General features: G+C 63.1%; 24 protein-coding genes. 12 read left to right on the top strand and 12 right to left on the bottom strand.

The features are described from left to right. Positions 1–135: 135 nt before the first annotated feature. The 7 genes from CQ019_RS00525 (at position 136) to CQ019_RS00495 (ending at position 7,431) form a co-directional block, all read left to right on the top strand. Entirely contained in the window at positions 136–1,119 is a 984-nt protein-coding gene (locus CQ019_RS00525) for an asparaginase (RefSeq protein WP_105553252.1), read from the top strand. A 71-nt stretch (positions 1,120–1,190) separates the two neighbouring features. Further along, positions 1,191–1,571 carry a sterol carrier family protein gene (locus tag CQ019_RS00520; protein WP_105553253.1) on the top strand — a complete coding sequence of 127 codons (381 nt, stop codon included), beginning with the start codon at positions 1,191–1,193 and terminating at the stop codon, positions 1,569–1,571. Between the two features lie 4 nt (positions 1,572–1,575). Continuing rightward, complete coding sequence (locus CQ019_RS00515) at positions 1,576–1,899, top strand: hypothetical protein (RefSeq protein ID WP_105553254.1); 324 nt, start codon at positions 1,576–1,578, stop codon at positions 1,897–1,899. 105 nt (positions 1,900–2,004) lie between these two features. Further along, positions 2,005–3,528, top strand: coding sequence for an amidophosphoribosyltransferase (gene purF / locus CQ019_RS00510; protein WP_105553255.1), 1,524 nt, complete (start codon positions 2,005–2,007; stop codon positions 3,526–3,528). Positions 3,529–3,604: 76 nt separating this feature from the next. Beyond that, a complete protein-coding gene (purM, locus tag CQ019_RS00505; RefSeq protein WP_105553256.1) occupies positions 3,605–4,747 on the top strand; it encodes a phosphoribosylformylglycinamidine cyclo-ligase in 1,143 nt (380 codons plus the stop codon). A gap of 132 nt (positions 4,748–4,879) precedes the next feature. Beyond that, positions 4,880–6,604: an HNH endonuclease signature motif containing protein gene (locus CQ019_RS00500; RefSeq protein ID WP_105568702.1), complete on the top strand. Its 1,725-nt coding sequence runs from the start codon at positions 4,880–4,882 to the stop codon at positions 6,602–6,604. Positions 6,605–6,714: 110 nt separating this feature from the next. Continuing rightward, on the top strand, positions 6,715–7,431 hold the full coding sequence (locus CQ019_RS00495; protein WP_105568701.1) for a VanZ family protein: 717 nt from the start codon (positions 6,715–6,717) through the stop codon (positions 7,429–7,431). On the opposite strand, the gene CQ019_RS00490 is transcribed toward CQ019_RS00495, so the two are convergent. Both CQ019_RS00490 and CQ019_RS00485 read right to left on the bottom strand, forming a co-directional pair. Next, positions 7,319–8,209: a Sir2 family NAD-dependent protein deacetylase gene (locus CQ019_RS00490; RefSeq protein WP_105569230.1), complete on the bottom strand. Its 891-nt coding sequence runs from the start codon at positions 8,207–8,209 to the stop codon at positions 7,319–7,321. The genes CQ019_RS00495 and CQ019_RS00490 overlap by 113 nt on opposite strands. A 193-nt stretch (positions 8,210–8,402) precedes the next feature. Beyond that, positions 8,403–8,621 (bottom strand): DUF3073 domain-containing protein, encoded by a 219-nt coding sequence (locus CQ019_RS00485; RefSeq protein ID WP_096283320.1) that lies wholly within the window; start codon positions 8,619–8,621, stop codon positions 8,403–8,405. A 225-nt stretch (positions 8,622–8,846) separates the two neighbouring features. On the opposite strand from CQ019_RS00485, the gene CQ019_RS00480 reads away from it, so the two are divergent. Continuing rightward, positions 8,847–9,425, top strand: a complete 579-nt coding sequence (locus tag CQ019_RS00480; RefSeq protein ID WP_181148208.1) for a septum formation family protein — start codon at positions 8,847–8,849, stop codon at positions 9,423–9,425. Positions 9,426–9,494: 69 nt separating this feature from the next. Here CQ019_RS00480 and clpB read toward each other — a convergent pair whose 3' ends face one another. The 4 genes from clpB to CQ019_RS00460 form a co-directional block, all read right to left on the bottom strand. After that, positions 9,495–12,095 (bottom strand): ATP-dependent chaperone ClpB, encoded by a 2,601-nt coding sequence (gene clpB, locus CQ019_RS00475; RefSeq protein WP_105568699.1) that lies wholly within the window; start codon positions 12,093–12,095, stop codon positions 9,495–9,497. Positions 12,096–12,475: 380 nt separating this feature from the next. Continuing rightward, complete coding sequence (locus tag CQ019_RS00470; protein WP_105568698.1) at positions 12,476–14,146, bottom strand: ABC transporter permease; 1,671 nt, start codon at positions 14,144–14,146, stop codon at positions 12,476–12,478. Then, the gene (locus CQ019_RS00465) at positions 14,143–15,120 is read right to left on the bottom strand and encodes an ABC transporter ATP-binding protein (RefSeq protein ID WP_105553262.1); all 978 of its coding nucleotides are present in this window, start codon (positions 15,118–15,120) and stop codon (positions 14,143–14,145) included. Before CQ019_RS00465 ends, CQ019_RS00470 begins: the two co-directional genes overlap by 4 nt. A gap of 104 nt (positions 15,121–15,224) precedes the next feature. Next, complete coding sequence (locus tag CQ019_RS00460; RefSeq protein ID WP_105568697.1) at positions 15,225–15,917, bottom strand: TetR/AcrR family transcriptional regulator; 693 nt, start codon at positions 15,915–15,917, stop codon at positions 15,225–15,227. A gap of 219 nt (positions 15,918–16,136) precedes the next feature. Here CQ019_RS00460 and CQ019_RS00455 point away from each other — a divergent pair, with 219 nt between their 5' ends. Next, positions 16,137–16,673 carry a DinB family protein gene (locus CQ019_RS00455; RefSeq protein ID WP_105568696.1) on the top strand — a complete coding sequence of 179 codons (537 nt, stop codon included), beginning with the start codon at positions 16,137–16,139 and terminating at the stop codon, positions 16,671–16,673. A gap of 35 nt (positions 16,674–16,708) precedes the next feature. On the opposite strand, the gene CQ019_RS00450 is transcribed toward CQ019_RS00455, so the two are convergent. Then, on the bottom strand, positions 16,709–17,119 hold the full coding sequence (locus CQ019_RS00450; RefSeq protein WP_255248325.1) for a YccF domain-containing protein: 411 nt from the start codon (positions 17,117–17,119) through the stop codon (positions 16,709–16,711). A gap of 149 nt (positions 17,120–17,268) precedes the next feature. Between CQ019_RS00450 and trmB the strand changes: the two genes are divergently transcribed. Next, entirely contained in the window at positions 17,269–18,129 is an 861-nt protein-coding gene (gene trmB / locus CQ019_RS00445; protein ID WP_105553265.1) for a tRNA (guanosine(46)-N7)-methyltransferase TrmB, read from the top strand. Positions 18,130–18,171: 42 nt separating this feature from the next. After that, positions 18,172–18,774, top strand: a complete 603-nt coding sequence (locus CQ019_RS00440) for a GNAT family N-acetyltransferase (RefSeq protein WP_105553266.1) — start codon at positions 18,172–18,174, stop codon at positions 18,772–18,774. Between the two features lie 13 nt (positions 18,775–18,787). On the opposite strand, the gene CQ019_RS00435 is transcribed toward CQ019_RS00440, so the two are convergent. The 5 genes from CQ019_RS00435 to dnaK all read right to left on the bottom strand — a co-directional run bounded on the left by CQ019_RS00435 (position 18,788) and on the right by dnaK (position 24,714). After that, the gene (locus CQ019_RS00435) at positions 18,788–20,401 is read right to left on the bottom strand and encodes an AMP-binding protein (RefSeq protein WP_105569229.1); all 1,614 of its coding nucleotides are present in this window, start codon (positions 20,399–20,401) and stop codon (positions 18,788–18,790) included. Positions 20,402–20,675: 274 nt separating this feature from the next. Beyond that, complete coding sequence (locus tag CQ019_RS00430; RefSeq protein WP_105553267.1) at positions 20,676–21,104, bottom strand: heat shock protein transcriptional repressor HspR; 429 nt, start codon at positions 21,102–21,104, stop codon at positions 20,676–20,678. A 109-nt stretch (positions 21,105–21,213) separates the two neighbouring features. Continuing rightward, a complete protein-coding gene (locus CQ019_RS00425; RefSeq protein WP_105568695.1) occupies positions 21,214–22,182 on the bottom strand; it encodes a DnaJ C-terminal domain-containing protein in 969 nt (322 codons plus the stop codon). A gap of 87 nt (positions 22,183–22,269) precedes the next feature. Continuing rightward, on the bottom strand, positions 22,270–22,842 hold the full coding sequence (locus tag CQ019_RS00420; protein ID WP_096283307.1) for a nucleotide exchange factor GrpE: 573 nt from the start codon (positions 22,840–22,842) through the stop codon (positions 22,270–22,272). A gap of 15 nt (positions 22,843–22,857) precedes the next feature. Continuing rightward, positions 22,858–24,714: a molecular chaperone DnaK gene (gene dnaK, locus CQ019_RS00415; protein WP_096283306.1), complete on the bottom strand. Its 1,857-nt coding sequence runs from the start codon at positions 24,712–24,714 to the stop codon at positions 22,858–22,860. 173 nt (positions 24,715–24,887) lie between these two features. Between dnaK and CQ019_RS00410 the strand changes: the two genes are divergently transcribed. Continuing rightward, the gene (locus tag CQ019_RS00410; protein WP_105650079.1) at positions 24,888–25,196 is read left to right on the top strand and encodes a PLD nuclease N-terminal domain-containing protein; all 309 of its coding nucleotides are present in this window, start codon (positions 24,888–24,890) and stop codon (positions 25,194–25,196) included. Positions 25,197–25,327: the final 131 nt, after the last annotated feature.

Below are 25,327 nucleotides of genomic sequence, written 5' to 3'. Positions count from 1 at the left end.
TTTACCGGAGAACCACGCACGATTAGTGGTCTGTGACCGGGCGATGAAAAGTTGCCCAGATCACCGCGCCAGCCCCTGGGGGCTTGCCTTCCTTGGGAAAGCCCTCCGTGCGGGCCTGCGCCTAGACTTGGCCTCATGGGTTCAGCGATAGACATCACACAGTGCAGCGAGCTGCTGCGGATCACCCGCAATTCGGTGATCGAATCGCGGCATTATGGCGCAGCGGTAGTTCTGGATCCGGCCGGGCAGGTTCTGGAGGCCATCGGCGATCCCGAAGCCTTGGTCTTTCCGCGATCCGCGCTGAAGCCTTTTCAGGCGATCGGTTCGCTGCGCGCCGGGGCGGCGTTGGAATCCGCGCAACTGGCGCTTGCCTGCGCCAGCCATCTGGGAACCGAACAACATCAGCTGCTCGCGCGCAGCGTGCTCGACTCGGTGGCGCTGGGCCAAGAGCATCTGCAATGCCCGGCCTCGTGGCCCGGCGATTCGGCAACACGCTCCGAGATGGCCGCGCGCGGCCACAGCCAAAACAAGCTTGCCTTCAACTGTTCGGGCAAACATGCCGCTTTTCTCGCGGCGGCTGTGGCCAGCGGTGAACCGCTCGGCAGCTATCTGTCGCCCGAGCATCCGGTGCAGCGTTCGGCCTCTCGGGCGATGGAAGAGTTCTGCGGGCCGATCACTTTCCTGGGCGTCGATGGCTGCGGGGCTCCGGCACCGCAGATGTCGCTGCGGTCCCTGGCGGAGGGGTTTCGAAAGCTGGCGGCATCCACCGACCCGGCTGCCCGGTCGGTGGCCAGCGCCATGCGCGAACACCCGTGGGCGGTACGCGGTGCGGGCAGCCCCAATACGCTGGTCATCGAGTCCACCGGAATCATCGCCAAGCTCGGTGCCGAAGGGGTGCTGGGCATGTCCGCCCCTAACGGGGTCAGCGTGGCGGTGAAAATCCTTGATGGCGCTTCGCGCGGAATCGATGTGCTGGCGTTGGGCCTGCTGGCTGCCCATGGTGCGCTGAGCATGCGGAAGCTGGAAGAATTATCAGACCGGCTGAGCAGCGCGGCGCACACCGCCGGGGCGCGTGCTGCCGGGGTTCGCTACCTCGGCCGGGACTTCGCGGCCCGCTAGCCCCACCGAAAACGAAATCCAGGGGCGGAATATGACATTTTTTCGTCATCCAAGGAAGGGAATTTAACGCCATGGCGATCAAGCGAAGAATAGACGAGCACGCCGGCCGCGCAGCACTTCGCAACTGGACCGAAAACGCGGAAATCCAAGGGAAAACAGCCCGCCCAACGCTGGCCATGGCGGTGCGTTTCGCCTTGGAGGAACTCGCTTCGCGGGCCGAGGGGAACTCGGTTGAGGTGCGGGTTCCGCCCTTTGGTGTGACTCAATGCATTGAAGGGCCCCGCCATACCCGTGGTACACCGCCAAATGTGGTCGAAATGCCCGCCGAATTATGGCTTTCACTGGTCACCGGGCGCACCGGCTGGGCTGCGGCAGTGCAATCGGGGCAATTGCACGCCTCCGGACTAAGGGCAGACTTGTCGGCACACCTGCCGCTAATTGAGTACCCTTAAAGCTATGGAGCAACACCCCGCTACCCCGCCATCCGCCGACCAGCCAATCCAGGTGCAGGTTCATTCGGCACCGCGCTTCTGGCCAATAGTCCTCGCCGGCGCCGTACTCGGCGCCTTGGTAGGCGTAGTCATTGGCTTGATTGGTGAACCGTCCATGGATTACACCGTGGGATCGGCCGTCGGATTCTTCGCCATGTTCTGCGCGGGACTTGGCACCGGGCTAGGCGCGCTCGCATATGTAATTATCGATCGCGTCACTTCGCGCAAGACCACCCCAAAACTGGCGGTGCCCCTGGCCGGGGACACCGGCAGCGAGCGACAAGGCTAGGCGCCCTCCCCTTCCCAGGAAGGCAAGCGGTGGCCGCGCACCTGGTCGCCGTTCACCACATAAACGGTCGGTGTCGACCAATAGATACATGAGAGAATAATTGACATGGCGCGTGGCGATGGATTCCTGAATCATGACTTGCTTCCCAACGAAAAAGGGCCGCAGGACGAATGCGGCGTTTTTGGTGTCTGGGCACCTGGCGAAGAAGTTGCAAAACTAACCTATTACGGGCTGTACGCGTTGCAGCACCGCGGACAGGAGTCCGCGGGCATCGCAACCAGCGACGGCGCGCGAATCAACGTGTACAAGGATATGGGCCTGGTCTCCCAGGTCTTCGACGAAAACACGTTGAACTCGATGACCGGCCACCTGGCCGTGGGGCACTGCCGCTATTCGACGACCGGCGCCAGCCACTGGGCCAATGCGCAGCCGACCCTGGGCCCGACCCAGACCGGCACCGTAGCCCTGGCGCATAACGGCAACCTCACCAACTCGGCGCAGCTCGCCGAAATGGTCGAGGCCAAGCAGGTCTCCGAGGGCGGCAAGCTGCGCGGCGAAATTGCCCAGGGCAATACCACCGATACCGCGCTGGTCACCGCCCTGCTTGCGGGCAAGGAGGGCCAGAGCCTCGAAGAGACCGCGCTGGAGCTGCTGCCCAAGATCGAGGGCGCCTTCTGCTTCGTGTTCATGGACGAAAACACCATGTACGCGGCCCGCGACCCGCACGGGGTGCGTCCCCTGGTCCTGGGACGGCTGAACCGCGGCTGGGTGGTTGCCTCCGAGCAGCCGGCCCTGGCCACCGTGGGCGCGTCCTTCATCCGCGAGATCGAACCGGGCGAACTGATCGCCATCGACGAGACCGGCATCCGCTCCACCCGCTTCGCCGAAGCCACCCCGAAGGGCTGCGTCTTCGAGTACGTCTACCTGGCCCGCCCCGATGCGACCATCGCCGGTCGCTCGGTATACGAAGCCCGCGTGGAGATGGGCCGCCAGCTGGCCCGCGAAAACAGCGCGGACGCGGACATCGTCATCCCGGTCCCGGAATCCGGCACCCCGGCGGCCATCGGCTACGCCGAGGAGTCCGGCATTCCGTTCACCCACGGCTTCGTGAAGAACGCCTATGTGGGCCGCACCTTCATCCAGCCCTCGCAGACGCTGCGCCAGCTGGGCATCAAGCTGAAGCTCAACGCGCTGGAGACAGTACTGCGCGGCAAGCGCGTGGTGGTCGTGGACGACTCGATCGTGCGCGGCAACACCCAGCGTGCGGTGGTGCGCATGCTGCGCGAGGCCGGAGCCGCCGAGGTGCATGTGAAGATCTCCTCGCCACCGGTGAAATGGCCTTGCTTCTACGGCATCGACTTCGCCACCCGCGCGGAGCTGATCGCCAATGGCGCGGCCGTGGACGAAATCGGAAAGTCCATCGGCGCCGATTCGCTGGCGTACATCTCCGAGGACGGCATGATCGGGGCCACCGCGCAGCCGCGCGAGAAGTTGTGCACCGCCTGCTTCACCGGCGACTACCCGATCCCGCTGCCCGGTGATGAGCGCCACGGGAAGAACCTGCTGGAGCAGGCAAATCAGAGCGGTTGCGAGCCCGGCCCGGATGCCGAGCTCGAAGCAACTCTCTAGTCACCAATCCATCACCCACCTCGTTGCAAGCGGCACCGGCTATTCGGTGTTCACGACAGAAAAGGATCCATCTGCCATGAGCGGCACGCAAGAGCAGCCAACCTCCATCACCTACGCCGGAGCGGGCGTCGACGTCGAGGCCGGTGACCGTGCCGTCGAGTTGATGAAGGGCGCGATCAAGGCCACCCACACCACCGGCGTGGTCGGCGGAGTCGGCGGATTCGCCGGCCTGTTCGACGTTTCCTTCCTCACCGGGTACAAGAAGCCCTACCTGGCCACCTCCACCGACGGGGTGGGCACCAAGGTTGCGATCGCGCAGAAGCTGGACATCCACGACACCATCGGCCAGGACCTGGTGGGCATGGTGGTCGATGACATCGTGGTGGTTGGCGCCAAGCCGCTGTTCATGACCGACTACATCGCCACCGGCAAGGTCGTTCCGGAGCGCATCGCGGATATCGTGCGCGGCATCGCCGAAGGCTGCAAGCTGGCCGGCACCGCCCTGGTGGGCGGCGAAACCGCCGAGCACCCGGGCCTGCTGGCCGAGGACGAGTACGATGTGGCCGGTGCTGCTACCGGTGTCATCGAAGCCGATCAGCTACTAGGCCCGGAGCGGGTGCAGGCCGGGGATGTCGTCATCGGCATGGCCTCCTCGGGCATCCACTCCAACGGCTACTCGCTGGTGCGCCGCGTGATCGCGCACGCCAAGTGGGAGCTGGAGCGCGAGGTCGCCGAATTCGGCCGCACGCTGGGCGAGGAGCTGCTGGTTCCGACCCGCATCTACACCACCGCCTGCCTGGACCTGATCGGCGAGCTGAACGACGGGGAGAACTTCGGGGTGCACGGCTTCAGCCACGTCACCGGCGGCGGCCTGGCGGCCAACCTGGCCCGCGTGCTGCCCAAGGGCCTGATGGCCCGCGTGGACCGCTCCACCTGGTCGCTGCCCGCGGTCTTCTCCACCATTGCGGCGCTGGGCAATGTGCCGCAGCCGGATCTTGAGCGCACCCTGAACCTGGGTGTGGGCATGGTCGCGGTGGTCGAGCAGAACGTCGCCGACCGCGCGGTGGCACTGCTGAACAAGGCCGGCATGGGCGCCTGGATCATGGGTTCGGTCGAAAACCTCGAGCCTTCCGCTAGCTCCGCCGGACTGGACTTCGTCCAGGGCGCCAAGGGCGTGGACGGCGGCGCGGTCCTGCTGACCGGCAACTACGCCAAGTAGCATTCGAAGCATCCCGCAAAAGGGGGCGAAACGGCACCAGCACGGTGCCGTTTCGCCCCCTTTTTTGCCCGCTTATCCACAGCTTGCCCGCCGCCTGCCGACACCGGCCCATCGTGGTGCATGCTGGGGCACATGAGTACGCATGCAGCCACCGCCCAGGCGCTGGACCTGCTGGCGAAAGGCGTCAGCCAGGTCGCGCGGGCCACGCGCGCGCTGGCCGGGATCGACCTCGCACCGGGCCACGCCGCGTACTTCGCCTGGCTGACCGAGCGCTGCGCGGCCGAGCTTGCCCGCAGCCAGATTCATGCGGCCGACGCGCTGCGCTCCAGCGGCGCGCATCAACTAGACGAGCGGTCCCTGCAAGCTGTTGCCGAGGCCGGCCCGGCCCCCACCCTCGAAACCCTTGAGCAGCTTTCCGGCCAGCGGGCCAGCGGGCGCGCTCACTTCACGGACTGCACCTCGATGTACACCTCATGGCTCCAGGTGCCGGTCTCCGCTGCCAACTACCGGCTCGCCCAGGCGGACGCGCTGATCGCGCGGGTCACCGAGGACGGGGTACGCCATGGTCCGGCCTACCCACGGCTGTCCGCCGAATTCAGCGGACGGGAAACCGATCCCCGCCTAGTGGCCCAGGCCGCCAGCAAACTCCGCGGCGTGCACAAGGACCTGCCCTCCGCCGCGCAACGCGACCAGCTCGAAGGGCAGGCGGCCACCCTGCTTCGCCAGGAGCCAGCTACCGCCCTGACGCACCTGGGCACGCTGGTCCAAGAGCAGGTCGGCACGCAGCGCCCGCCCCAGGCGCTCGTCGCCGAAGCCGGGATATTCCGCAAGGGCATGCGCAACGGCCTGGTGATCTATCAGCTCAAGGTGCTGCCCCATGAGGCGGAACTCATCGAATCCCTCCGCACGCAGATCGACAATCCGGCGACCATCGCCGGCAACCGGCAACAACTCGCGCAGCTGACCGCGCGGACCTACGCGCAGGCAGGCGGCGGCGCGTCGTCCAATTCCGCTCCCGAGCCCGGGGCGGTGCCCGCGCCACCCCCAGCAACCACGCCGTGGGACGATCCGGAAACCATGCCCCGCTGGGCGCAAGACGGTGCCCCCGAAGAGCAAGGGTCCCCGGCGGAGAATTCCGGCGACCAGTCCGCTGCCCACGCAGGGCCAGGAAACGCGGAATCCGAGGCTCCGGCTCCCGCGGATCATGCCGCGGCGCCGGCAGCCCTGCCCGGTGATTCCTTCTACCCGCAGACCTTCGAAGACCTCACCCCGGCGATGCGGCACCTGACCGCACTGCTCAGCGCGCTTCGCTCCACCGGCGCCACGGGAAAGAAAACCACCGGCATCGTCACCCCGCAGGTCGTCGTGCATCTGGACTTCGCCAAAATGATCGCGGGCGACAAGAGCTACGCGATCACCGAAAACGGCATTCCGCTCTCCGATGCCGAGGCACGCACGCAGATGTGCAATGCGGGGATCCTCCCGGTGGTTTTTAATGGCAAAGGACAGATACTCGATGTCGGCCGGTCCGAACGGCTCTTCCCGCCGCATATGAAACGAGCCCTGATTGCCCGCGACCGTGGCTGCCTGTATCCGGGATGCACCATGCCCGCGGGGCGCTGCGAAGCGGACCACCTCCTGCCGTGGGAGGAGGGCGGCGAGACGAGTGTTGAAAACGGGGCGATGTTCTGCCCCCGGCACCACCACGCGCGCCATGCCGGGCTCTTCAAAGTCATCATCCGCAAAGACCGGCCTCCCGCGGTGCTTTTGCCCCGGTCGCTGGACCCGCCGCAACTCCCCCGCCGGAATACCTACTGGCTCTCGCCCGCGGAGGTTCTCGATTCCCACCCCGGCTAGCCCTGGAGCGATGGTCCTACACCTCGCTCAAGCCACGGCACTAGTCCGGGGTGCCTCAGCTCGATTCCTCTAGAATCGGTACGACGGCGCCTACCGAAATGGAGCGTGGCATGCACGAACAGCACCCGGAGCCCGGATTGGCTCGGGCCAGCAAACGGCTGGTTCCGCTGTTCGCCATCTATCTGGTCTTGCTTGGTTGGATGGTGCTGTGGAAGCTGGAGATTCCGTTCGTCGGTTCCGGATCGCTGCGGCTCATTAAGCTCGTGCCGTTCGTCGCTTGGGCCGAGTCCGGCTCCAGTGCGCCAGTTGAAGTTGGACTGAACCTTGTCCTGTTTATGCCCTTCGGCCTCTATCTGGGCCTCTTGGCTCGCGCTTGGCATTGGCTGCACGCAGTTGGCTTGATGGCCGGGGTCAGTCTGGCCTTCGAGATCATCCAGTACGTTCTCGCGCTGGGGAGTTCCGATGCCACCGATGTCATTGTCAATACCCTCGGTGGCCTGACCGGATACGTCCTCGCTGCACGACTGGCAAGGAGCGCACGACCGCGTATTTGGTGGAAGATATCGGTCCTCTGCACGGTTCTCACCGTGATTCTGGTGCTGCTCACTGCCCTCTTCATCCTGTCCCCTGTGCGTTATGCACCGTTGGGCGCGGAGCCAGGATCATCGACGACGAGTACGGATTATCCCCAGCCGCGAATTTTGCCTTCGGTGGCTAATCGAGCTGTCGCATCGCATGAGACAGCGGCACCCGCCACCGCCACGTGGCTTTCTCCTCGCCGCGCACGTGGCCATTGGTTACCAAGGCGACCGGTAATCCGCGTTTGACGAAGTTCAGCAGGATCTTGTACCCGCTCATCACCGCCAGCGATGAGCCGAGCACCAACAACCCGGTAGAAGCCTCCTCGAGCTGTGCCATCTGCTGCTTGCGCTCCACCGGCACGCTCTCGCCGAAGTACACCACATCGGGTTTCAACGCCAAGGAGCCGCAATTTTCACACCTAGCCATGATGAACCGGTCGACCCAATACTGCGGCAGTTCCACATCGCCATCCGGGTTGATCGCGCTGGGGTCGATTTCAACGGATTCGATGTAGCCGACATTGAGCTCCTGCAGGCGGATGTCGAAGTGTTGGCGGTCCTCGCTCTGGCCGCAGTCCAGGCAACGCACAATCGAAAGGTCGCCATGCACCGGGATCACCGTTTTTGATCCGGCCCGATGGTGCAGCTCGTCAACGTTTTGCGTAATGATTCCACTGATCCGGCCGGTATCTTCCCAGCCCACCAGCCGGCGGTGAATTCCATTCGGTTCGGCTTGGAACATGTGGCGCCAGCCCACGAACCCGCGGGCCCAATAGCGGTGGCGTGCCTCAGGACGGTATTTGAATTCCTGATAGGTCATCGGACGGTGGCGTTGCAGCGAGCCGTTTGGTCCCCGGTAGTCGGGGATCCCGGAGTCGGTGGAAACTCCGGCACCCGTCACCACCAGCACATTGCCTCGGTCGAGCATTGCCTGCACGCCGGCTCTGGCGTCTTCTTCCGGGGAAGGATCCGCTTGCTGCTCCACGATGCGTTGCATGGACCTGATGGCCGAGTGGTGGGCCATTTGGATGGAAAGCTCTTCGGGGGTGCTCACGTTCTGACCTTTCGGAGCATTCGGGGACGACAAAGGCCGCAACGACCTTGAAGCTAATTTAGCTTAGTCGCTGCGGCATGTCGCAAAAATGTACTGAAGAGCTGCACAACTTCATATGAAGGCAGGCACCCGAGCCAATGACTCTCGGTTGAGTAGCTGAGGATTAGTCAGCGTCGTCGTCTCCGGAGTACTTCTTAGTCAGCTCGTCGTAATCAGACTCTTCGTCGTCATGCGATGAATTATCAGGCTCCAGATTCTGGGCATGATAATCGGACCGGACACCAAGCTCACGCTCTAGTGCCGTAAGGTCAGTCGAGGGCGAGTAGTACTTAATATCTCGCGCTTGACGCTGTGCTTTAGCCTTTTGACGGCCGCGCCCCATGGCGTGACCCCCTCTTTTCAGTAGAGTCGGGAGGTGGTCCACCTAACAGGTGAAGGCCCCCGAATATGTGATCAGTTCTTTCGTAATTAAAGGTTAACACGATTCGACGGCGAGCGCTGAACGCAACACGTGTCAGACCCGTTAGACTGTCGATTAGTCCAACGACTATTTAGTGAGCTTGCTCCCTTTCAAACCAAGGCGAACCTTCAAGGAGCACTACAGGTGGTGGAAAAAGATCTACCCGAGCCGCAAGCGGCATTACCGCCATTGCAGCCCGAACCGGAGAAGCCCAAACGGCAAATCGGCCAGTGGGTTTTACTCGTCATCGCCGTTTTAGCCCTAAGCGCTGCGGTGGTATTCGTTGTACTTCGCTTTATTACGCCAGCTACGCCAGAGGCGAACAATGTGGAGCGGAATCCGAGCCCCGGCCTGGATGGAATTATCGCCGCGTCCATCCCACCGGAACAACTCATCCTCGGCGACTGCCTTCGCGGCTTCGAGTCTCCGCTTGCAGTGCAGACCGTAGTGACCTGTGATTCTGCACATAATGCTCAGCTCATCGGTTCCTTCGAGCTAGCCGGCGAAGAATACCCGGGCTCTAACGAGTTGCTGACCGAGTCCGAGTCGCTGTGCAAGTCGGTTTCCTTGGACCCCAGCGCCGGCCTCGATTCAACTTGGACGTATCACTTCTCCCGCCCGTCGGAAAGCACCTGGACGCAAGGAGACCGCCAGGTCTCCTGCTTCCTGAGCCTCTCCGAAGGCAATGTGCGCAACTCGCTGCTTCCAGAGAACGAAGAAAGCTAAGCCCCGCAGATTTTCAATAGCCGTGGCCGGTGGATTCCACCGGCCACGGCTATATCCGATGCCCTGGCATTAAGGTTGCGGCGCCTCACCCCGAGCGACCCTGAGCCGGTCGCCCTCCGGATCGAGACCGACCTTGACGGTATCCCCATCCTGGATGCTTCCACCGAGAATCTCCCGCGCTAGCCGGTCACCGATTTCTCGCTGGACCAGCCGGCGCAGCGGACGGGCGCCGTAGGCCGGATCATAGCCAGTCAAGGCCAACCACTCTCCGGCGGATTCGTCCACATCGAGGCTGAGCCGGCGTTCGGACAGCCTTTCGGCCAGCAGGTCGATTTGCAGCTTCACGATATTGCCAAGCTGCTCGATGCTCAACGGATCGAAGATGATGACCTCGTCCAAACGGTTCAAGAACTCCGGCTTGAAGGACGCGTTGACCACGTTCATCACCGCAGACTTCTTGTCTTTGTCCTCCATGGTTGGATCCACCAGGAACTGGGAACCCAAATTTGAGGTCAGGATCAAGATCGTGTTCCTGAAATCCACGGTGCGTCCCTGCCCGTCGGTCAAGCGGCCGTCGTCCAGCACCTGCAGCAGGATGTCGAACACCTCCGGGTGAGCCTTCTCCACCTCGTCGAGCAGGATGACCGAGTATGGTCGACGGCGCACCGCTTCGGTGAGCTGCCCGCCCTCTTCGTATCCCACATATCCTGGAGGCGCTCCGACGAGTCGGGCGACCGAGTGCTTCTCGGAGTACTCGGACATGTCAATCCGCACCATGGCCCGTGGGTCGTCAAAGAGGAAATCGGCCAGCGACTTGGCCAGCTCGGTCTTGCCCACACCGGTAGGCCCAAGGAACAAGAAGGACCCGGTGGGGCGGTCCGGATCGGCAATCCCGGCACGTGTGCGGCGCACCGCGTCGGAGACCGCCGCAACCGCTTGCTGCTGGCCGATCAGCCGCTGTCCGATGCGCTCTTCCATCTGCAGCAGCTTCTGGCTTTCGCCCTGCAGCATCCGCCCAGCGGGGATGCCGGTCCAGGCCGAGATGACCTCGGCAATATCGTCCGCCGTGACTTCGTCAGCCACCATGGTGTGTTCCGCGGTGTTGCCGGCTTCGGCTTCGGCCGCTGCCTCAAGTTCGCCTTGCAGCGTCGGAATCTCCCCGTACAGCAGGCGCGAGGCGTTCTCCAGGTCCCCCTCACGCTGGAACTTTTCGGCCTGCGAGCGCAGATCGTCCAGTTTCACCTTCAGGTCGCCGACGCGGTTCAGCCCAGCCTTCTCCGCGTCCCACTGAGCGTTGAGCGCGTCCAGCTTTTCCTGCTTGTCCGCCATGTCGAAGCGCAGTGCTTCCAGCCGTTCGATCGAGGCAGGGTCGCTCTCTCCGGAGAGCGCCAGCTCCTCCATGGTCAGCCTGTCGACTTCGCGGCGCAGCTCATCAATCTCTTCCGGTGCGGAATCGATCTCCATGCGCAGCCGGCTCGCGGCCTCGTCAACCAGGTCGATGGCCTTATCCGGCAGCTGCCGCCCGGAGATATAGCGGTTGGACAGCGTGGAGGCGGCGACCAACGCCGAGTCGGCGATGGAAACCTTGTGGTGCGCCTCGTAGCGCTCCTTCAGGCCGCGCAGGATCGCGATGGTGTCGTCCACGCTTGGCTCCCCCACGTAGACCTGGGCGAAGCGGCGCTCCAGGGCCGGGTCTTTCTCGATATTCTCGCGGTACTCATCCAGCGTGGTCGCGCCGATGAGCCGCAGCTCGCCACGGGCGAGCATCGGCTTGAGCATATTTCCGGCGTCCATGGCGCCTTCGGAGGCGCCGGCGCCGACCACCGTGTGGATTTCATCGATAAATGTGACGATCTGCCCGGCGGAGGACTTGATCTCTTCGAGTACCGACTTCAGCCGTTCTTCGAACTCGCCGCGGTATTTGGCGCCAGCGATCATGGACCCGAGGTCCAGGGAGATCAGCGTCTTGCCGCGAAGGGACTCCGGTACGTCACCGGCGATCATGCGCTGGGCGAGTCCTTCGACGACGGCGGTCTTGCCTACGCCGGGTTCACCGATCAGCACGGGGTTGTTTTTTGTGCGCCGCGAAAGCACCTGAACGACGCGTCGGATTTCCTTGTCGCGGCCGATGACCGGATCCAGTTTGCCCGCGCGTGCCAGCGCCGTCATATCGGTGCCGAACTTTTCCAGCGCTTGGAAGGTGTCTTCCGGGTTCGGATTGTCGACCTTGCGGTCCCCGCGGATGGTTGGCAGGGTTCCTACCAGCAGCTCGCGGGTGGCTCCGGCATTGCGCAGGGCTTCGCCGGCCTTGGTCTGGTCGGAGGCCAGCGCGATGAGCAGATGTTCGGTGGAGACATAGGTGTCCCCCATATTGTTCGCGATCTCCTGGGCGATGCTGACCGCTTGGAGCAGCTGACGCGAAAATTGCGCTTGGGCCACCGAGGATCCGGAGTTGGCCGGCAGTGCATTGATGGCGCTGCTTGCCTCGACGGAGAGGGCGTCAACGTCCAGTCCTGCGGTTTTCAGCAGCGCCACGGCGACCGAGTCCCGCTGATCCAGCAGAGCCTTCAACAGGTGAGCCGGTTCGATCTGCGGATTGCCCGCGGTCGACGCATTCATCCCGGAAGCAGATAGTGCCTCTTGGCTTTTGGTAGTGAGCTTGGTGTCCACGCGCATCCTTTCTCTCTGAGGGTGAACCCATAAACTTGAGTGTACTTAACTCAACTCTACTCTTCATATCGATATTCCGCGGTTGCTAAATATTTTTCGAGAAATTCGCGTCGCGACGCAAATAGCTTGCCTCGAGGTATCGCCGGCAGCCCAGGCACGGGCAGACGGTGCGCGGCCCACCCCCAGCTCCGGTACACGCATCGGAGCACAATGCACTCCATGATTGTTCGGCCCCAGCACCGCGGCCTGGCGCGTGCCCCGCGAAAGCAGCCTCGCACGGCAACGGGGCTGAGCCGCAGATTTTTAGCTCATGGCTCGTGGACCGATGGGCAACCGATGCCGTTCAGCCGAGGCGAGCGCGCGACTCCGCGATACTGCACCTAGCCGGTCGGCACGTCACGCCGGCGAAATCCGGCGAAGCCAAGCGCGAACAAGAGGACGGCGACCCCCGCCAGCCCTAGCATGTGCCCGAGCTCCGGTTGCTCGGTGAACGCGGCCGGCAGCCAGTAGAAGGGCGAGATTCCGTGCACCCAGTCCGGCAGGTCCTGCAGTAGCCCGCCGAACATGCCGATCACGAAAGTGTAGATTAGCAGCACCCACCCGGCGCCCGACGCCCGCGGGATCCACGCATACAGGACCGTGGCGAATCCCAGATAGCTGGCCAGGGCCACAAGGTAGGGCCACAGCACCCCGGTATAGTCAGCGAACGTCTGTTCCGCGTAGCCAACGGATGCCGCGCCTAGCCACATGGCCCAGATGCTGACCGCGGCAAGCATGCCGGTACCCAGCGCCGCGACCAGCAGTTGGGCGCCGAACCAGCGATGCCGGGATATCGGCTTGGCCAGCGCGATTTCGGCACGGCCGGCGCCTTCCTCCACCTTGGCCCGCTGCCCCATCACGACGGCATATGCGGCGCAACACAGCATGGCGAACATGATCATCACCCCGAGGAAGGCCGTGGTGAACTGGCTCGGATCCGCACCGAACACCGCGGCGAAGACCGGATTGCTCTCCGGGATTTCCGCGATCATGGAGGTGATGTCCGGCAACAGGGTGCCCGAGGCGAACCACATGAGGCCCAACCCTATGGCGCTCCAGCTGAACGCGGTGCGCTGCTGGAGCCAGGCGAGGGTGGCCGGCCCGCGCAGCACCGCCCGGGCATCGGACCGGCCCGCGCGAACCGCAATCAGGCCCCCGCCGAAGTCGCGGCGTGATCCGAGGAAGGCGCCGACGAGGAGGAACACGAAGATGGCGACGAGGCACAGCGCGGCCGGCCACCACCGCACGTCGACGAAGGGCCGCATCTGCTGCGGCCAGGCGATCGGGGAAAACCACGACAACGCGCTGCCGTGCCGCTGCTGGATATCGCCCGCGGCGCGGAGCATGAAGGCAAGACCGAACGCCGCGAGGCTGATGCCCACCGCGCCCCGGCCGTGCTCGGTCACCTGCGCGGCCACCAAGGCGATCGCGCCGAACACCATGGCGCTCAGCCCGCTCCCGGCGGTCAGTGCGAACGAGTCGGCCAGAGCCAGCTCCGCCCCGCCCACGCCGGAGAGGACGAGCGCAGAGGCGAGCGCAATGACGGCGTTGACGGCGCACAGGGTGATTGCCGCCGCGACCGCGGGCGCGTGCCGCCCGACCGTCCGGGCGAGCACCGGCTCCGAGCGTCCGCTCTCCTCCTCGCCACGCGTGTGCCGCACGATGTGCAGGATGCTCATGATCGCGAGCCCCATGACCATCCAGGTGATGCCCTCGTTGGCGATGGCGACGCCCACCGTGTAGTTCTCGATGCCGTACCCCGGTCCGCCCATGGCGATGCCGCTCGGGGTCTGCATGATCAGCGCGCGCCCGGCGCGCGCCTGATCGCCCAAGGCGCCAAGCGCCACCACGAAGTACGCGTAGAAGAATACGATCGACGCCGTCCATACGCTCAGCCGCACGCGGTCCCGGCGCAGCATGAACCGCACCAGCGCTCCGGTTCCGGCCAAGGCCGATCCGCGGGCCGAACGCTCCGCCGCAGCGGCCGTTGCGGAGGCGAGGTGGGCATTCATCGCGCACCCGCGCCCTTGGCGCCCTCCGGCGATCCGCCCACCGCTGCGGTGCCAGGGTCGAGCACGTCGCCGTAGTGGCGCATGAACAGGTCCTCCAGCGACGGCGGGGTGGCGCTGAGGCTGCGCACCTCGAGCGCGGTGAGCGCCGTCAGCACGGCGCCGATCTGCGCGTTGTCGGCATCGAAGGTGACCCGGGTGGCACCGGCGAAGGCCGTGGCGGCCAGGTCATGGACCCCGGGCAGCGCGGCGAGCGCCGACGGGTCCGCGCCGACCACCGCGCTCACGCTGGTGCGCGTGAGGTGCCGCAGCTCCTCCAGCGTGCCGGACTCGACGTCCTTCCCGTTGCGGATGATCGTGACGGTGTCGCAGACCTTCTCGACCTCGGAGAGGATGTGGCTGCTGAGCAGCACGGATTTGCCCGCGGCTCCGGCCTCGCGGACGTACCCGGTGAACACGGACTCCATCAGCGGGTCCAGCCCGGAGGTCGGCTCGTCGAGCACGTACAGCTCCGCGTCGGCCAGGAAGGCCGCAACCAAAGCGACCTTCTGCCGGTTGCCTTTGGAATAGGTGCGCGTCTTCTTGCGCGGGTCCAGTTCGAAGCGCTCCAGCAGCTCGGTCTTGCGGGCTTTGAGCCGGCGCTTGTCGGCGCGGCCACCGAGCCGGGCGAGGTAGTCGATGCACTCGCCTCCGGTCAGGTTGGGCCACAGGCTGACGTCTCCGGGCACGTAGGCGATGCGCTGGTGCAGCTTGACGGCGTCGCGCCACACCTCGCCGCCGAACAGTCGGGCGGAGCCCGCGTCGGCCCGCAGCAGCCCGAGCAGAACGCGCAGGGTGGTGGATTTGCCGGCCCCATTGGGCCCCAGGAAACCACGGATCTCCCCGGGCTGCACACTCAGGCTCAGCCCGTCCAGGGCCCGCACCCTGCCGAAGGACTTGGACAGTTCGTGGATCTCGATAGCTGGTGTCGTGCTCATGGCTCACTCACTTTCACATGCCTGTCGCAGTTGTTGCTACTCAGCGCGCCCGGGCCCGGTGCCACCGGCGGCCCAGGGCGCAACGCGGACGCTGCCGGCTCCCGCTAGGGCGGGGTGGACATGTAGCTGAGGCAGTCCTCCAACGCACGACGGGAGGTGAGATAGCCCTCGGTGAACAATTCCAGCATCGGCAGGTAGCTGCTGCTCAGGTAGCCGCGGACGATCGATGCGAGGTCGGATGGGTCCGCCGGTGGCTTGAGCGTCACCTCCAGCAGCAGCGCGCCGAGCGCGGAAAGCGTGAGGTAGCCCGCCCGCGCCGCTTCGTCCCGGCTGGGCACGATCACCCCCGCGGCGACGCCCTCGCGGCTGTAGCCCACCGCGTCGTCGACCATATGGTCGATGAACTCCCGGGCCAGCGGGCCGCCGTCCTGCATGGACCGCAGAACGTACCCGAGGACCGCCGCATTCTCCTCGGCGGCCGCGAACATGTGCATGAGGCTCTGGCCCGCGGCGGCCTCGGCGACGTGCTCGCGCTTGAGCCGGCGAATCGTGGCCAGAATGTTCTCATCGCAGGCGTCGCGGAGCTTGGCCTTCGAGCCGAAGTGGTGCATCACCAGGCCGGCGCTCACCCCGGCGTCGGAGGCGATGGCCCGCACCGAGGCGCCGAAGCCCTCCACCGCGAACCGGTAGGCCGCCGCATCGCGGATCCTGGCGCGCGCGGTCAGGTCGCTGCTACCCGGCGGCGACGCGGTCGACGTGCTTCCCGCAGGGTCTTGCCCACCCTTAGCTGAACGCATGTTCAAGATTCTAGTCCTGTGTTCAGCCCCGTGTACAGGTCCTGCTGGTCTTCGGCTCGCGGGGATGCCGAAGGGCCTACGCGCGATCTTTGGCGTGGCTCGATCTGCGGATGGCGAGGCCGTGCTCAGGCAAGGCGGGGCCTATCCACGTTGCCATTCCGCCAAGGCATCGCAGGCCACGGTCTTGACCTGTCTAGCAAAACTGGCAAAGTATGTCGCATGACCAATCCAGATGCCCCAATTCACTACCGCCAGGACCCAGCCGAGCTGGTGGACGTGTTCATTGGGCAGCATCGCCAGATGCTGCTTGGATATCTCGATGGGCTGACCGAGTCCGAGGCAAGGACACATTTGGTTGCCTCGAAGACCACGCTGCTCGGGTTGCTGAAGCATGCGGTGTTTGTTGAACGGGTCTGGTTTGGCGAGGCAGCCACCGGGGCCTCGCGCGCTGAACTCGGTATTCCGCAGTCCCCGGATGAATCATTTGACCTGGCGCCAGGGGACACTATCGCCTCGGTAAGCCGGGCTTATCGACAAGCGGTAGCCCGCTCTCGCCAGATCCGCCAAGGCCTGGCGGATGATGCGGTGCTTTCCGGAAATCGGCGTGGTCCGCTCTCGCTCGCCTGGATACAGCTGCACCTGCTGCGCGAGCTCGCCCAACACTGCGGGCATGCGGAAATCCTTCGCGAACAGCTGCTCGGCGCACGCACCGAAAGTTGCAGAAGTCTCGTGAAGGCAGCAAGGCCGACTCCCTGAATAATGGGAATCGGCCTTGATATTGCTCTTGGATTTTAGCGGCGGACGTTGCCGATGAAGTAGTCGGAAGGAACGATTTCCTTGCCCAGCGGCATCAAGGATACCGGGATCATCTTCAGGTTGGCGATGCCCAGTGGGATGCCGATAATTGATACGAACATCGGGATCGCGGTGAGCACATGGCTGATGGCAATCCAGATACCGGCGAAGATCAACCAGATGACGTTGCCCAACGTCGAAAACGCGCCGACCGGCCCGCGGTCAACGACCGTGCGCCCAAATGGCCACAGCGCGTAACCGGCAATTCTGAATGACGCGATGCCGAAAGGAATCGTGACGATCAACAGGCAGCAGATGATACCGGCTAGGACATAGCCCAACGCCAGCCAAAGTCCTCCAAAAACAAGCCAAATGATGTTCAATAAACCGCGCACTAGATCTGTCATACTTCTAGGATGCCTGTTCGAGGCGGCTATTCGCCATAGGGGAACACCCGGAACGCCCCCTAGTATTTCTCGATGCCCGCTTCGCGGGTGTGCAACGCCCTATAAATTCCAAGTTTGTGCCGGCCGGTACTCGGCTAGGATTAATAATCATGAGCGAACGTAGCGAAGAGCAGCCTGCAGTCACCGGCAAGGCGGCCAAAGACCCATCTTATTTCCGTGCCGAACCGGTCTCTTTCGTACGCAGAGGCAATCGGCTGCAAGGACGCCGCGCAGCTGCTTGGGACCGCAACGCCGATCGCTACGTGATCGAGCCGCCGCGTAAAATTGCAGATACTTCGGTGGCAGACGACTTCCGCTTGGATCCCGAGCAGGCATTCGGACGCGTCGCCCCGCTGATCGTAGAAATCGGCACGGGCTTGGGCGAATGCATCGCCAATGCCGCCAAGGATGACCCCGAGCGCAATTACCTGGCCGTCGAGGTGTACCTTCCGGGATTGGCCCAGCTGATGCTGAAGGTTGAATCATTCGAGTTGGAAAACGTTCGCGCGGTGCAGGCCAACGCGCCAGAAGTACTCGAGGTCATGCTCGAAGAGAATAGCGCCGATGAGCTCTGGATCTTCTTCTCGGACCCTTGGCACAAGCCGCGTCATCACAAGCGCCGCCTCATTACCTCCTCATTCCTGGACAAGGTCGCGCGCGTGCTGAAACCCGGCGGGACACTGCGCTTGGCCACCGACTGGTCGAACTATGCCGAGCAAATGCGCGAGGTGCTGGAAGCTCACCAGGCTTTCGAAAACCAGTACCCCGGCAACGCTGCCGGGGAGGAAAGCAACCTGACCAAGGTGCGCCGGAACGGCATGGAGGGCTTCGACCCTGAACCGGAATTTGTCGATGACCGAGGTGGCTGGGCACCACGATTTGAGCGTCGCATCCTCACCAGCTTCGAAGGCAAGGCCTTGAAAGCGGGACGTTTGGTCTTCGACTTGGCCTTCACCCGAGCCGCCAAGTAGGTCTTAGTTTCGCAGGGCCATGATTGCAATAGACTTGCAGCCATGGCCCTTAGCGCATCCCCCACCCTAGAATTCGCCGGTGTCCGGCTCGAACAGCTCGACCCGAAGCATGCGGCAGATCTCAGCGCTCTGGTGGCCCGCGACGGGCTGGACCAGGCCTGGTTCGCTAAGACCCCTTCGGCGCAAGCCATGTACTCCGAGATTGAGCGGCGGCTGGCCCTGCAGGGCGAAGGCAAGATGGCCCCGTTCGCAATTCTCGATCTGCAAAGCAACAAAGCAGTGGGCGCGACGACCTACCTCAACATCGATGCGGTCAATCGTCGGGTGGAAATCGGTTCAACCTTCCTGGGACTTGCCCACCAAGGCACGGGCATCAATGCCGCCGCGAAGTACCTATTGCTTCAGCGCGCCTTCGAAGAGCTCGACTGCATCGCCGTGGCTTTCTGCACGCATTGGCATAACCGGCAGTCCCGGGAAGCTATCGCCCGGCTAGGCGCCAAGCAAGATGGGGTGTTGCGCAATCACATGTATGACGCTCGCACCGGCACCTTGCGAGATACCGTGGTTTTCTCGATTTTGCCGCACGAATGGCCCAGCGTGAAGCAGGGGCTCTTGGCGCGTTTAGCCAAGCACGACCGCATCTAGGCTCCCGCAGTCCTTAGCTGAGCAGGGATTTCGCCGCGTCTTCGCGCAGTTGCACCTTGCGAATCTTGCCGGTGACCGTAATCGGGAACTCATCGAGGATCATCACATAGGCCGGGATCTTGTAGTGCGCCAATTGCCCTTCGGCGAAGTTCTTGATGTCTTGGACCCCAAGGGGCGTTTTGCCAGCCTTCATCTTGATGCAGGCACAGATCTCTTCTCCATATTTTTCATTTGGCACGCCCACCACGGAGACATCTTCTATATCGGGATGCCCGAATAGGAACTCCTCGATCTCCCGCGGGTAGATGTTCTCTCCCCCGCGGATCACCATGTCCTTGATTCGCCCGACGATGGTGCAGTAGCCGTCCTCGCGCATCACCGCGAGGTCTCCGCTATGCAGCCAGTTCTCCGAGTCGATGGCTTCTTCGGTTTTCGCCGCGTCGTTCCAGTAGCCGAGCATTACCGAGTAGCCTCGGGTGCAGTACTCGCCGGGTTGCCCGCGCTCCACCGTCTCGCCGGTTGCCGGGTCCACGATCTTGACCTCAAGGTGCGGATGCACCCTGCCGATGGTTTCCGTGCGAGCCGCCAAATCGTCATCGGCACGCGTCTGGCAGGAGACCGGACTGGTTTCGGTCATCCCATAGGCGATGGAAATCTCGGTCATGTTCATCTCCTCGAGGCAGCGGCGCATCACCTCGACAGGACATACCGAACCTGCCATGATTCCGGTACGCAAGGTGCTCAGGTCATGGGTGCCGAAGCTGGGATGATTCTGCATGGCGATAAACATGGTGGGCACCCCATAAATCCCCGTGCATTTTTCCTCGGCGATGACTCGCAAGGTGGTTTCGACATCGAAGCTCGGGGCGGGAATCACCATAGTGGTACCGTGCGCGGTGCATCCGAGATTACCCATCACCATGCCAAAGCAGTGATAAAACGGCACCGGGATGCAGAGCCGATCTTCCGGTCCAAGCCGAATGGTCTGGGTGACGAAGAACCCGTTGTTCAAGATATTTCGATGGCTGAGCGTTGCGCCCTTCGGATATCCGGTGGTCCCCGAGGTGTATTGAATATTAATCGCTTGATCCGGGGCCGTCTGCGCCAGGCGTTGCGCGACCTGCCCCGCTTCCACGCCCTGTCCGCCGTGGATTAGTTCGGTCCAGTCCTCGGTGTCGAGGTAAACCACCCGCTCAAGGGTTGGGGTGTCCACCGCGCAGCGTTCGACCATGTCTCGATAGTTGCTTGTCTTGAAGCTGGACATGGTGATCAGCATTCGCAGGCCACTGTGATTGACCGCGTAGGAGTATTCGTGGCTGCGATATGTCGGATTGACGTTCACCAGGATCACGCCGATTTTTGCGGTGGCATATTGCGTGAGCGTCCACTCGGCGCAGTTCGGCGCCCAAATGCCCAGCCGGTCGCCTTGCTGAAGGCCCGCCGCGAGCAGACCGCGTGCGAGGTCGTTGACCGCCTGGTCTAGCTCATTCCATGACCATCTTCTTCCGCTGGCGACCTCCACGAGCGCTTCACGTTCACCGTACTTGGCGACGGTACGCTCTAAATTTGCGCCGATGGTTTCGTCGAGAAGCTGTGCACCTGTTTCGCCCTGGGCATATGATTTCATGCGCGCACCGGCAAACCGGGGGTCGCGGAAACCGAAGGTGCCGGCTGAAAGTGCGCCGTTGCTGAAAGATGTTCCTGCACGAAGCTCTCCGTTCTCAAAACAGTCCTGCTGCACTATTTTCTGGTCCGGAACGGTGCTCCGGTGTGCAACTGCGCGATTCACGAAAGGTGAGGTGGATCACGTTATTCTGAGACTAATCCGGATGCTGGCAAATGGCCAGTTGAAATCGGTGAGAGGCGCCGTCGAGGGTGCGAGAGGTACGCGGAGCGCGGGACTAGCGGCCGATGGCGCGGCGGGTGGTAAATAGGGTGACGCTTGGCTCGCGGCGTGCCGGGCGCATGCCACGGGCCATGGACACCACATCTCCGGCGGCCGTACCCGCGGCGAAGACCCGGGTTTGGCCTTGCTGGACCGCGTGCAGCTCATCGCGCAGTTCGGCCACTTGGCCCTGGAGGTGGGCTACCTGGTTTTGCAGCTCGATGATGCGTTTAATGCCTTCGAGCGAAACGCCTTCCTTGCTCAGCAGCTGCACCTGGCGCAGCAGCGAAACATCACGTTGAGAGTAGCGACGCTGCTTGCCGGCTTGGCGGCTTGGAGAGACCAATCCGATGCGGTCATATTGCCGCAGCGTCTGCGGATGCATGTCGGCTAGTTGCGCGGCGACTGAAATGACGAATACAGGTCGCAAGAACTCGTGGGCCATGAAATTCAGTCTCCTTACTTCCGCTGCTGGGGATACATCCATTGTCCACCGCGGCGTGCCCCTTTCGGGGCACGCCGCCGCGTTGCACTACATCGCTCCTGGATTAATCCTAGAGCCTGGCCTTGGCTTCAAGTCCCACGCGAGGATCTTCCCCCGCGGTGGCGGCAGCGAAGTCTTCGATGGCCGCCTTCGCCTTGTCGTTCAGGTTCTGTGGAATCACCACATCCAAGACGATCAGCATGTCACCGGTGGACTTCGAGGTCTTCACCCCACGCCCCTTCAGGCGCAAGGTACGACCCGAGTTCGAACCGGCGGGCACCTTCACGGCTACTTGTTCCCCGTCGAGAGTCGGCACGTGGATCTTGGCTCCGAGGACTGCCTCATCAAAGGTAACCGGCAGGTGCACACGAATGTTGTTCTCTTCGCGTTTGAAGAACGGGTGCTCGGTGACTTTGACCTTGACCAGCAGGTCGCCGTTGCCGGCTCCGCCAGGTTGGCCTCGTCCACGCACACGCACCGACTGGCCATCCTTGATTCCTGCCGGAACACGCACGTCAATGACTTCACCGCTCTGCTCACGCAATCCGATGGTGGTGCCCTTGATGGAACCAGCGAAGGAGATGGTGGTGCTGGCCGTCCGGTCAGCTCCCTTGCGCGGCGGGGCGCTTTGGCCGAATCCGCCGCCGAATCCAGCCCCGCCGCCGAAGAGATCGGAGAAGTCGGGCTGTCCGCCGCGGCCGCGCGGGCCTCCCCCACCGCCGAAGAGGTTGGAGAAGACGTCGTCGAATCCCGCCTGGCCGCCCGGGGCGCCGCCAGCTCCGCCGGCGCTGAACCGGGCGCCTCCACCCATGGCGCGGATGGCGTCGTATTGTTCGCGCTCTTCCTTATCGGAAAGCACCGAGTTGGCCTCGGAGATGTCCTTGAATTTCCGCTCGGCGTCCGCATCGCCCTGGTTGGTATCCGGGTGGTACTTACGCGCTTGCTTGCGGTACGCCTTCTTGATGTCCGCCTCGTTGGCGTCCTTGGAGACGCCCAGAATGGCGTAGAAGTCTTTGTCGATCCAGTCCTGACTTGCCATCAGGGCCCCCTTTCTTTCGACTAGCGATTCGAAACTGCCCACTGACGAATTCTCGGCAGTGGGCAGTTTCGCTATCTAGATGTGCGGCTATTCGCCGGTGGCGACCAGCACCTGCGCGGCGCGCAGAGTGTAGGTGCCCTTGCGGTAACCGGCTCGCAATACCTGTCCCACATGGTCCGCCGGAATTTCGGGGACCGGCTGGCGCAGCAAAGCTTCGTGGACGTTAGGGTCGAATTCGACCCCAGCCTCGTCGATTCGCTCCAGGCCGTGCGATGCCAAAACCGTGTCCAGCTTGTTGGCGATGGCCGCAAACGGTCCATCGGCCAGGTCGCCGTGAGCACGAGCGGCATCGATGTCATCGAGTACCGGCAGCAAGGTGGAGAGCACCGACTGGACGGCGCTGTCGCGCACTGCCACCCGGTCGCGCTCGACGCGCTTGCGGTAGTTGACATACTCGGCCTGCAGGCGGAGCAGGTCGTTGCGCAACTCGTTTTCCTTCTCGGTGACCTCAGCCTGCGCCTCTTCGACGCCGGCGGCCGCCTCGTTCAGGATCGCCTCGGCCTGACCCAAAGCGTCTGCAGTCTGCTGCTCATTGGCGGCATCCTGCTCGTTCTCCGGCTCCTGGCCGGAGTTGGCGTTCTGGTCCTGTGCCTCGGACATATTCCCGTCTCTCCCTTACTTCTTGACGTTCTCGTCGTCTTCGTCGATTACCTCGGCGTCGACGATGTCTTCATCAGCATTCGAAGCCTGCTCACCCTCGGGAGCTTCGGCGCCTTCGGTCGGGGCATTGGCGTAGATTGCCTCGCCCAGCTTGGTCTGCGAAGCCTGCAGCTTCTCAAACGCGGCCTTGACCTCGTCGTCGTTGTCCTGCTTCTCCAGGGTTTCCTTCAGCGCGTCGACGTCGGCCTGAACCTCGGTCTTGACCTCTTCCGGAAGCTTGTCCTCGTTGTCCTTGATGAGCTTGTCAACCGAGTAGGCTGCCTGTTCGGCGGCGTTACGGGTCTCGGCTGCCTCGCGGCGGGCCTTGTCCTCTTCGGCGTGGGCTTCAGCTTCCTGCACCATGCGCTCGATGTCTTCCTTCGACAGCGAGGAGCCGCCGGTGATGGTCATCGACTGCTCGGTGCCGGTGCCCTTGTCCTTGGCGGAGACGTGCACGATGCCGTTGGCGTCGATGTCGAAGGTGACCTCGACCTGCGGGATGCCGCGCGGCGCCGGGGCGATGCCGGTCAGTTCGAAGGTGCCCAGCGGCTTGTTGTCGCGGGTGAACTCGCGCTCGCCCTGGAAGACCTGGATGGACACCGAAGGCTGGTTGTCCTCAGCGGTGGTGAAGGTCTCCGAACGCTTGGTTGGGATCGCGGTGTTGCGCTCGATCAACTTGGTCATCACGCCGCCCTTGGTTTCAATACCCAGGGACAGTGGGGTGACGTCGATGAGCAGCACGTCCTTGCGCTCGCCCTTCAGCACGCCTGCCTGCAAGGCTGCGCCCACGGCGACAACCTCATCAGGGTTGACGCCCTTGTTGGCTTCCTTGCCGGCCATGTCCTTGACCAGATCGGCAACGGCTGGCATACGGGTCGAACCGCCAACGAGGATCACGTGTGCGATCTCCGAAACCTTCACGCCGGCTTCGGCGATCACGTCGTGGAATGGCTTCTTGGTGCGATCGAGCAGATCCTTGGTCAGGTCCTGGAACTTGGCACGCGAAAGGTGCTCGTCCAGGTGCACCGGACCCTCTGGGGTGACCGAGAGGTACTGCAACGAGATGTTGGTGCTGGTGGCCGAGGAGAGTTCCTTCTTGGCCTGCTCGGCAGCTTCCTTCAGACGCTGCAGCGCGATCTTGTCCTTGGACAGGTCTGCGCCCTTCTGCTTGGCCTGAGCCAGCAGCCAGTCAACGATGCGCTGATCCCAGTCGTCGCCGCCGAGGCGGTTATCGCCAGCGGTGGAGCGGACCTGGATGGTGGAGAAGCCGTCTTCGTCCTTGCCAACTTCGAGCAGGGAAACGTCGAAGGTACCGCCACCGAGGTCGAAGACCAGGATGAGTTCGTCTTCTTTGCCCTTTTCCAGGCCGTAGGCCAGCGCCGCGGCGGTTGGCTCGTTGACGATGCGCAGCACGTTCATGCCCGCGATTTCGCCGGCTTCCTTGGTGGACTGGCGCTCGGCATCGTTGAAGTATGCAGGAACCGTGATGACCGCGTCGGTGACCTTTTCGCCCAAGTACGACTCGGCGTCGTTCTTCAGCTTCATCAGGGTGCGCGCGGAGATTTCCTGAGCGGTGTACTTCTTCTCGTCTACGTCGATGGACCAGTCGGTACCCATGTGACGCTTGACCGAAGCGATGGTGCGGTCGATGTTGTTCACTGCCTGGCGCTTGGCGATATCGCCGACCAGAACTTCGCCGCTCTTCGAGAAAGCAACGATCGACGGGGTAGTGCGGTTGCCTTCCGCGTTTGCGATAACGGTTGGCTCACCACCTTCGAGCACGGAAACTACGGAGTTGGTGGTTCCTAGGTCGATACCTACGGCACGCGACATAATGGCTCTCCTTTGCCTTGGTTGAAAGTACTAACGCTGAGGATTTTTATCCTGATTGAGCGTTCTGGACTCAAGTTTACTCAGCCGCTTTCGACTGTCAAATTAACTTGAGCCAACCTCACTCAACTTTGCGTTCTGTCTTCTTCAACGAACAAAGGGCAAGAATGATTCCCATGCCGAAAAATAATTTTCAGACACAGGACACCCAAGGCATTCAAGGACAATCCACCCTGCCCTCCCGGCGCCTCAACCTACCGAAAAAACGGTCCTTCCGGGAGCTGGATCGCCGCACCCAGGTTGCTGTCATCCTCGCTGGAATTATCGAGCTGACTTTGATGTTTGCAGCCTTGCGCGATCTTCGTCGACGCCCCGTTCAGCTGGCGAGAGGGCCAAAACCACTGTGGGCCGTGGTCAGTTGCCTCAACGTACTAGGAAGCATTTCCTACTTTGTTTTTGGGCGTCGCAAAGACCCTCAAAACTGATTTACAGACACAATGGAACAACCCGCTCTCGTGATGACGAGAGCGGGTTGTTCGCTGTCAGCGTGGACGCTTTGGCAATGAAAAACTCGATTGCCACACTGGCTAGATCAGTTCATCTACCAACAATGGTC

Source organism: Arthrobacter sp. MYb229 (assembly GCF_002975405.1).
In the GTDB taxonomy this organism is placed as follows: domain Bacteria; phylum Actinomycetota; class Actinomycetes; order Actinomycetales; family Micrococcaceae; genus Glutamicibacter.
Note: the sequence above shows the minus strand (reverse complement) of the source record. Positions and strands in the feature narration are given on the sequence as shown.

What these genes read in the sequence shown, in the direction of transcription:
- CQ019_RS00525 (WP_105553252.1), top strand. Translation starts at nt 136, where the DNA reads ATGGGTTCAGCGATAGACATCACACAGTGCAGCGAGCTGCTGCGGATC.
- CQ019_RS00520 (WP_105553253.1), top strand. Translation starts at nt 1,191, where the DNA reads ATGGCGATCAAGCGAAGAATAGACGAGCACGCCGGCCGCGCAGCACTT.
- CQ019_RS00515 (WP_105553254.1), top strand. Translation starts at nt 1,576, where the DNA reads ATGGAGCAACACCCCGCTACCCCGCCATCCGCCGACCAGCCAATCCAG.
- purF (WP_105553255.1), top strand. Translation starts at nt 2,005, where the DNA reads ATGGCGCGTGGCGATGGATTCCTGAATCATGACTTGCTTCCCAACGAA.
- purM (WP_105553256.1), top strand. Translation starts at nt 3,605, where the DNA reads ATGAGCGGCACGCAAGAGCAGCCAACCTCCATCACCTACGCCGGAGCG.
- CQ019_RS00500 (WP_105568702.1), top strand. Translation starts at nt 4,880, where the DNA reads ATGAGTACGCATGCAGCCACCGCCCAGGCGCTGGACCTGCTGGCGAAA.
- CQ019_RS00495 (WP_105568701.1), top strand. Translation starts at nt 6,715, where the DNA reads ATGCACGAACAGCACCCGGAGCCCGGATTGGCTCGGGCCAGCAAACGG.
- CQ019_RS00490 (WP_105569230.1), bottom strand. Translation starts at nt 8,209, where the DNA reads ATGGCCCACCACTCGGCCATCAGGTCCATGCAACGCATCGTGGAGCAG.
- CQ019_RS00485 (WP_096283320.1), bottom strand. Translation starts at nt 8,621, where the DNA reads ATGGGGCGCGGCCGTCAAAAGGCTAAAGCACAGCGTCAAGCGCGAGAT.
- CQ019_RS00470 (WP_105568698.1), bottom strand. Translation starts at nt 14,146, where the DNA reads ATGAATGCCCACCTCGCCTCCGCAACGGCCGCTGCGGCGGAGCGTTCG.
- CQ019_RS00465 (WP_105553262.1), bottom strand. Translation starts at nt 15,120, where the DNA reads ATGAGCACGACACCAGCTATCGAGATCCACGAACTGTCCAAGTCCTTC.
- CQ019_RS00460 (WP_105568697.1), bottom strand. Translation starts at nt 15,917, where the DNA reads ATGCGTTCAGCTAAGGGTGGGCAAGACCCTGCGGGAAGCACGTCGACC.
- CQ019_RS00455 (WP_105568696.1), top strand. Translation starts at nt 16,137, where the DNA reads ATGACCAATCCAGATGCCCCAATTCACTACCGCCAGGACCCAGCCGAG.
- CQ019_RS00450 (WP_255248325.1), bottom strand. Translation starts at nt 17,119, where the DNA reads ATGACAGATCTAGTGCGCGGTTTATTGAACATCATTTGGCTTGTTTTT.
- trmB (WP_105553265.1), top strand. Translation starts at nt 17,269, where the DNA reads ATGAGCGAACGTAGCGAAGAGCAGCCTGCAGTCACCGGCAAGGCGGCC.
- CQ019_RS00440 (WP_105553266.1), top strand. Translation starts at nt 18,172, where the DNA reads ATGGCCCTTAGCGCATCCCCCACCCTAGAATTCGCCGGTGTCCGGCTC.
- CQ019_RS00435 (WP_105569229.1), bottom strand. Translation starts at nt 20,401, where the DNA reads ATGAAATCATATGCCCAGGGCGAAACAGGTGCACAGCTTCTCGACGAA.
- CQ019_RS00430 (WP_105553267.1), bottom strand. Translation starts at nt 21,104, where the DNA reads ATGGCCCACGAGTTCTTGCGACCTGTATTCGTCATTTCAGTCGCCGCG.
- CQ019_RS00425 (WP_105568695.1), bottom strand. Translation starts at nt 22,182, where the DNA reads ATGGCAAGTCAGGACTGGATCGACAAAGACTTCTACGCCATTCTGGGC.
- CQ019_RS00420 (WP_096283307.1), bottom strand. Translation starts at nt 22,842, where the DNA reads ATGTCCGAGGCACAGGACCAGAACGCCAACTCCGGCCAGGAGCCGGAG.
- dnaK (WP_096283306.1), bottom strand. Translation starts at nt 24,714, where the DNA reads ATGTCGCGTGCCGTAGGTATCGACCTAGGAACCACCAACTCCGTAGTT.
- CQ019_RS00410 (WP_105650079.1), top strand. Translation starts at nt 24,888, where the DNA reads ATGCCGAAAAATAATTTTCAGACACAGGACACCCAAGGCATTCAAGGA.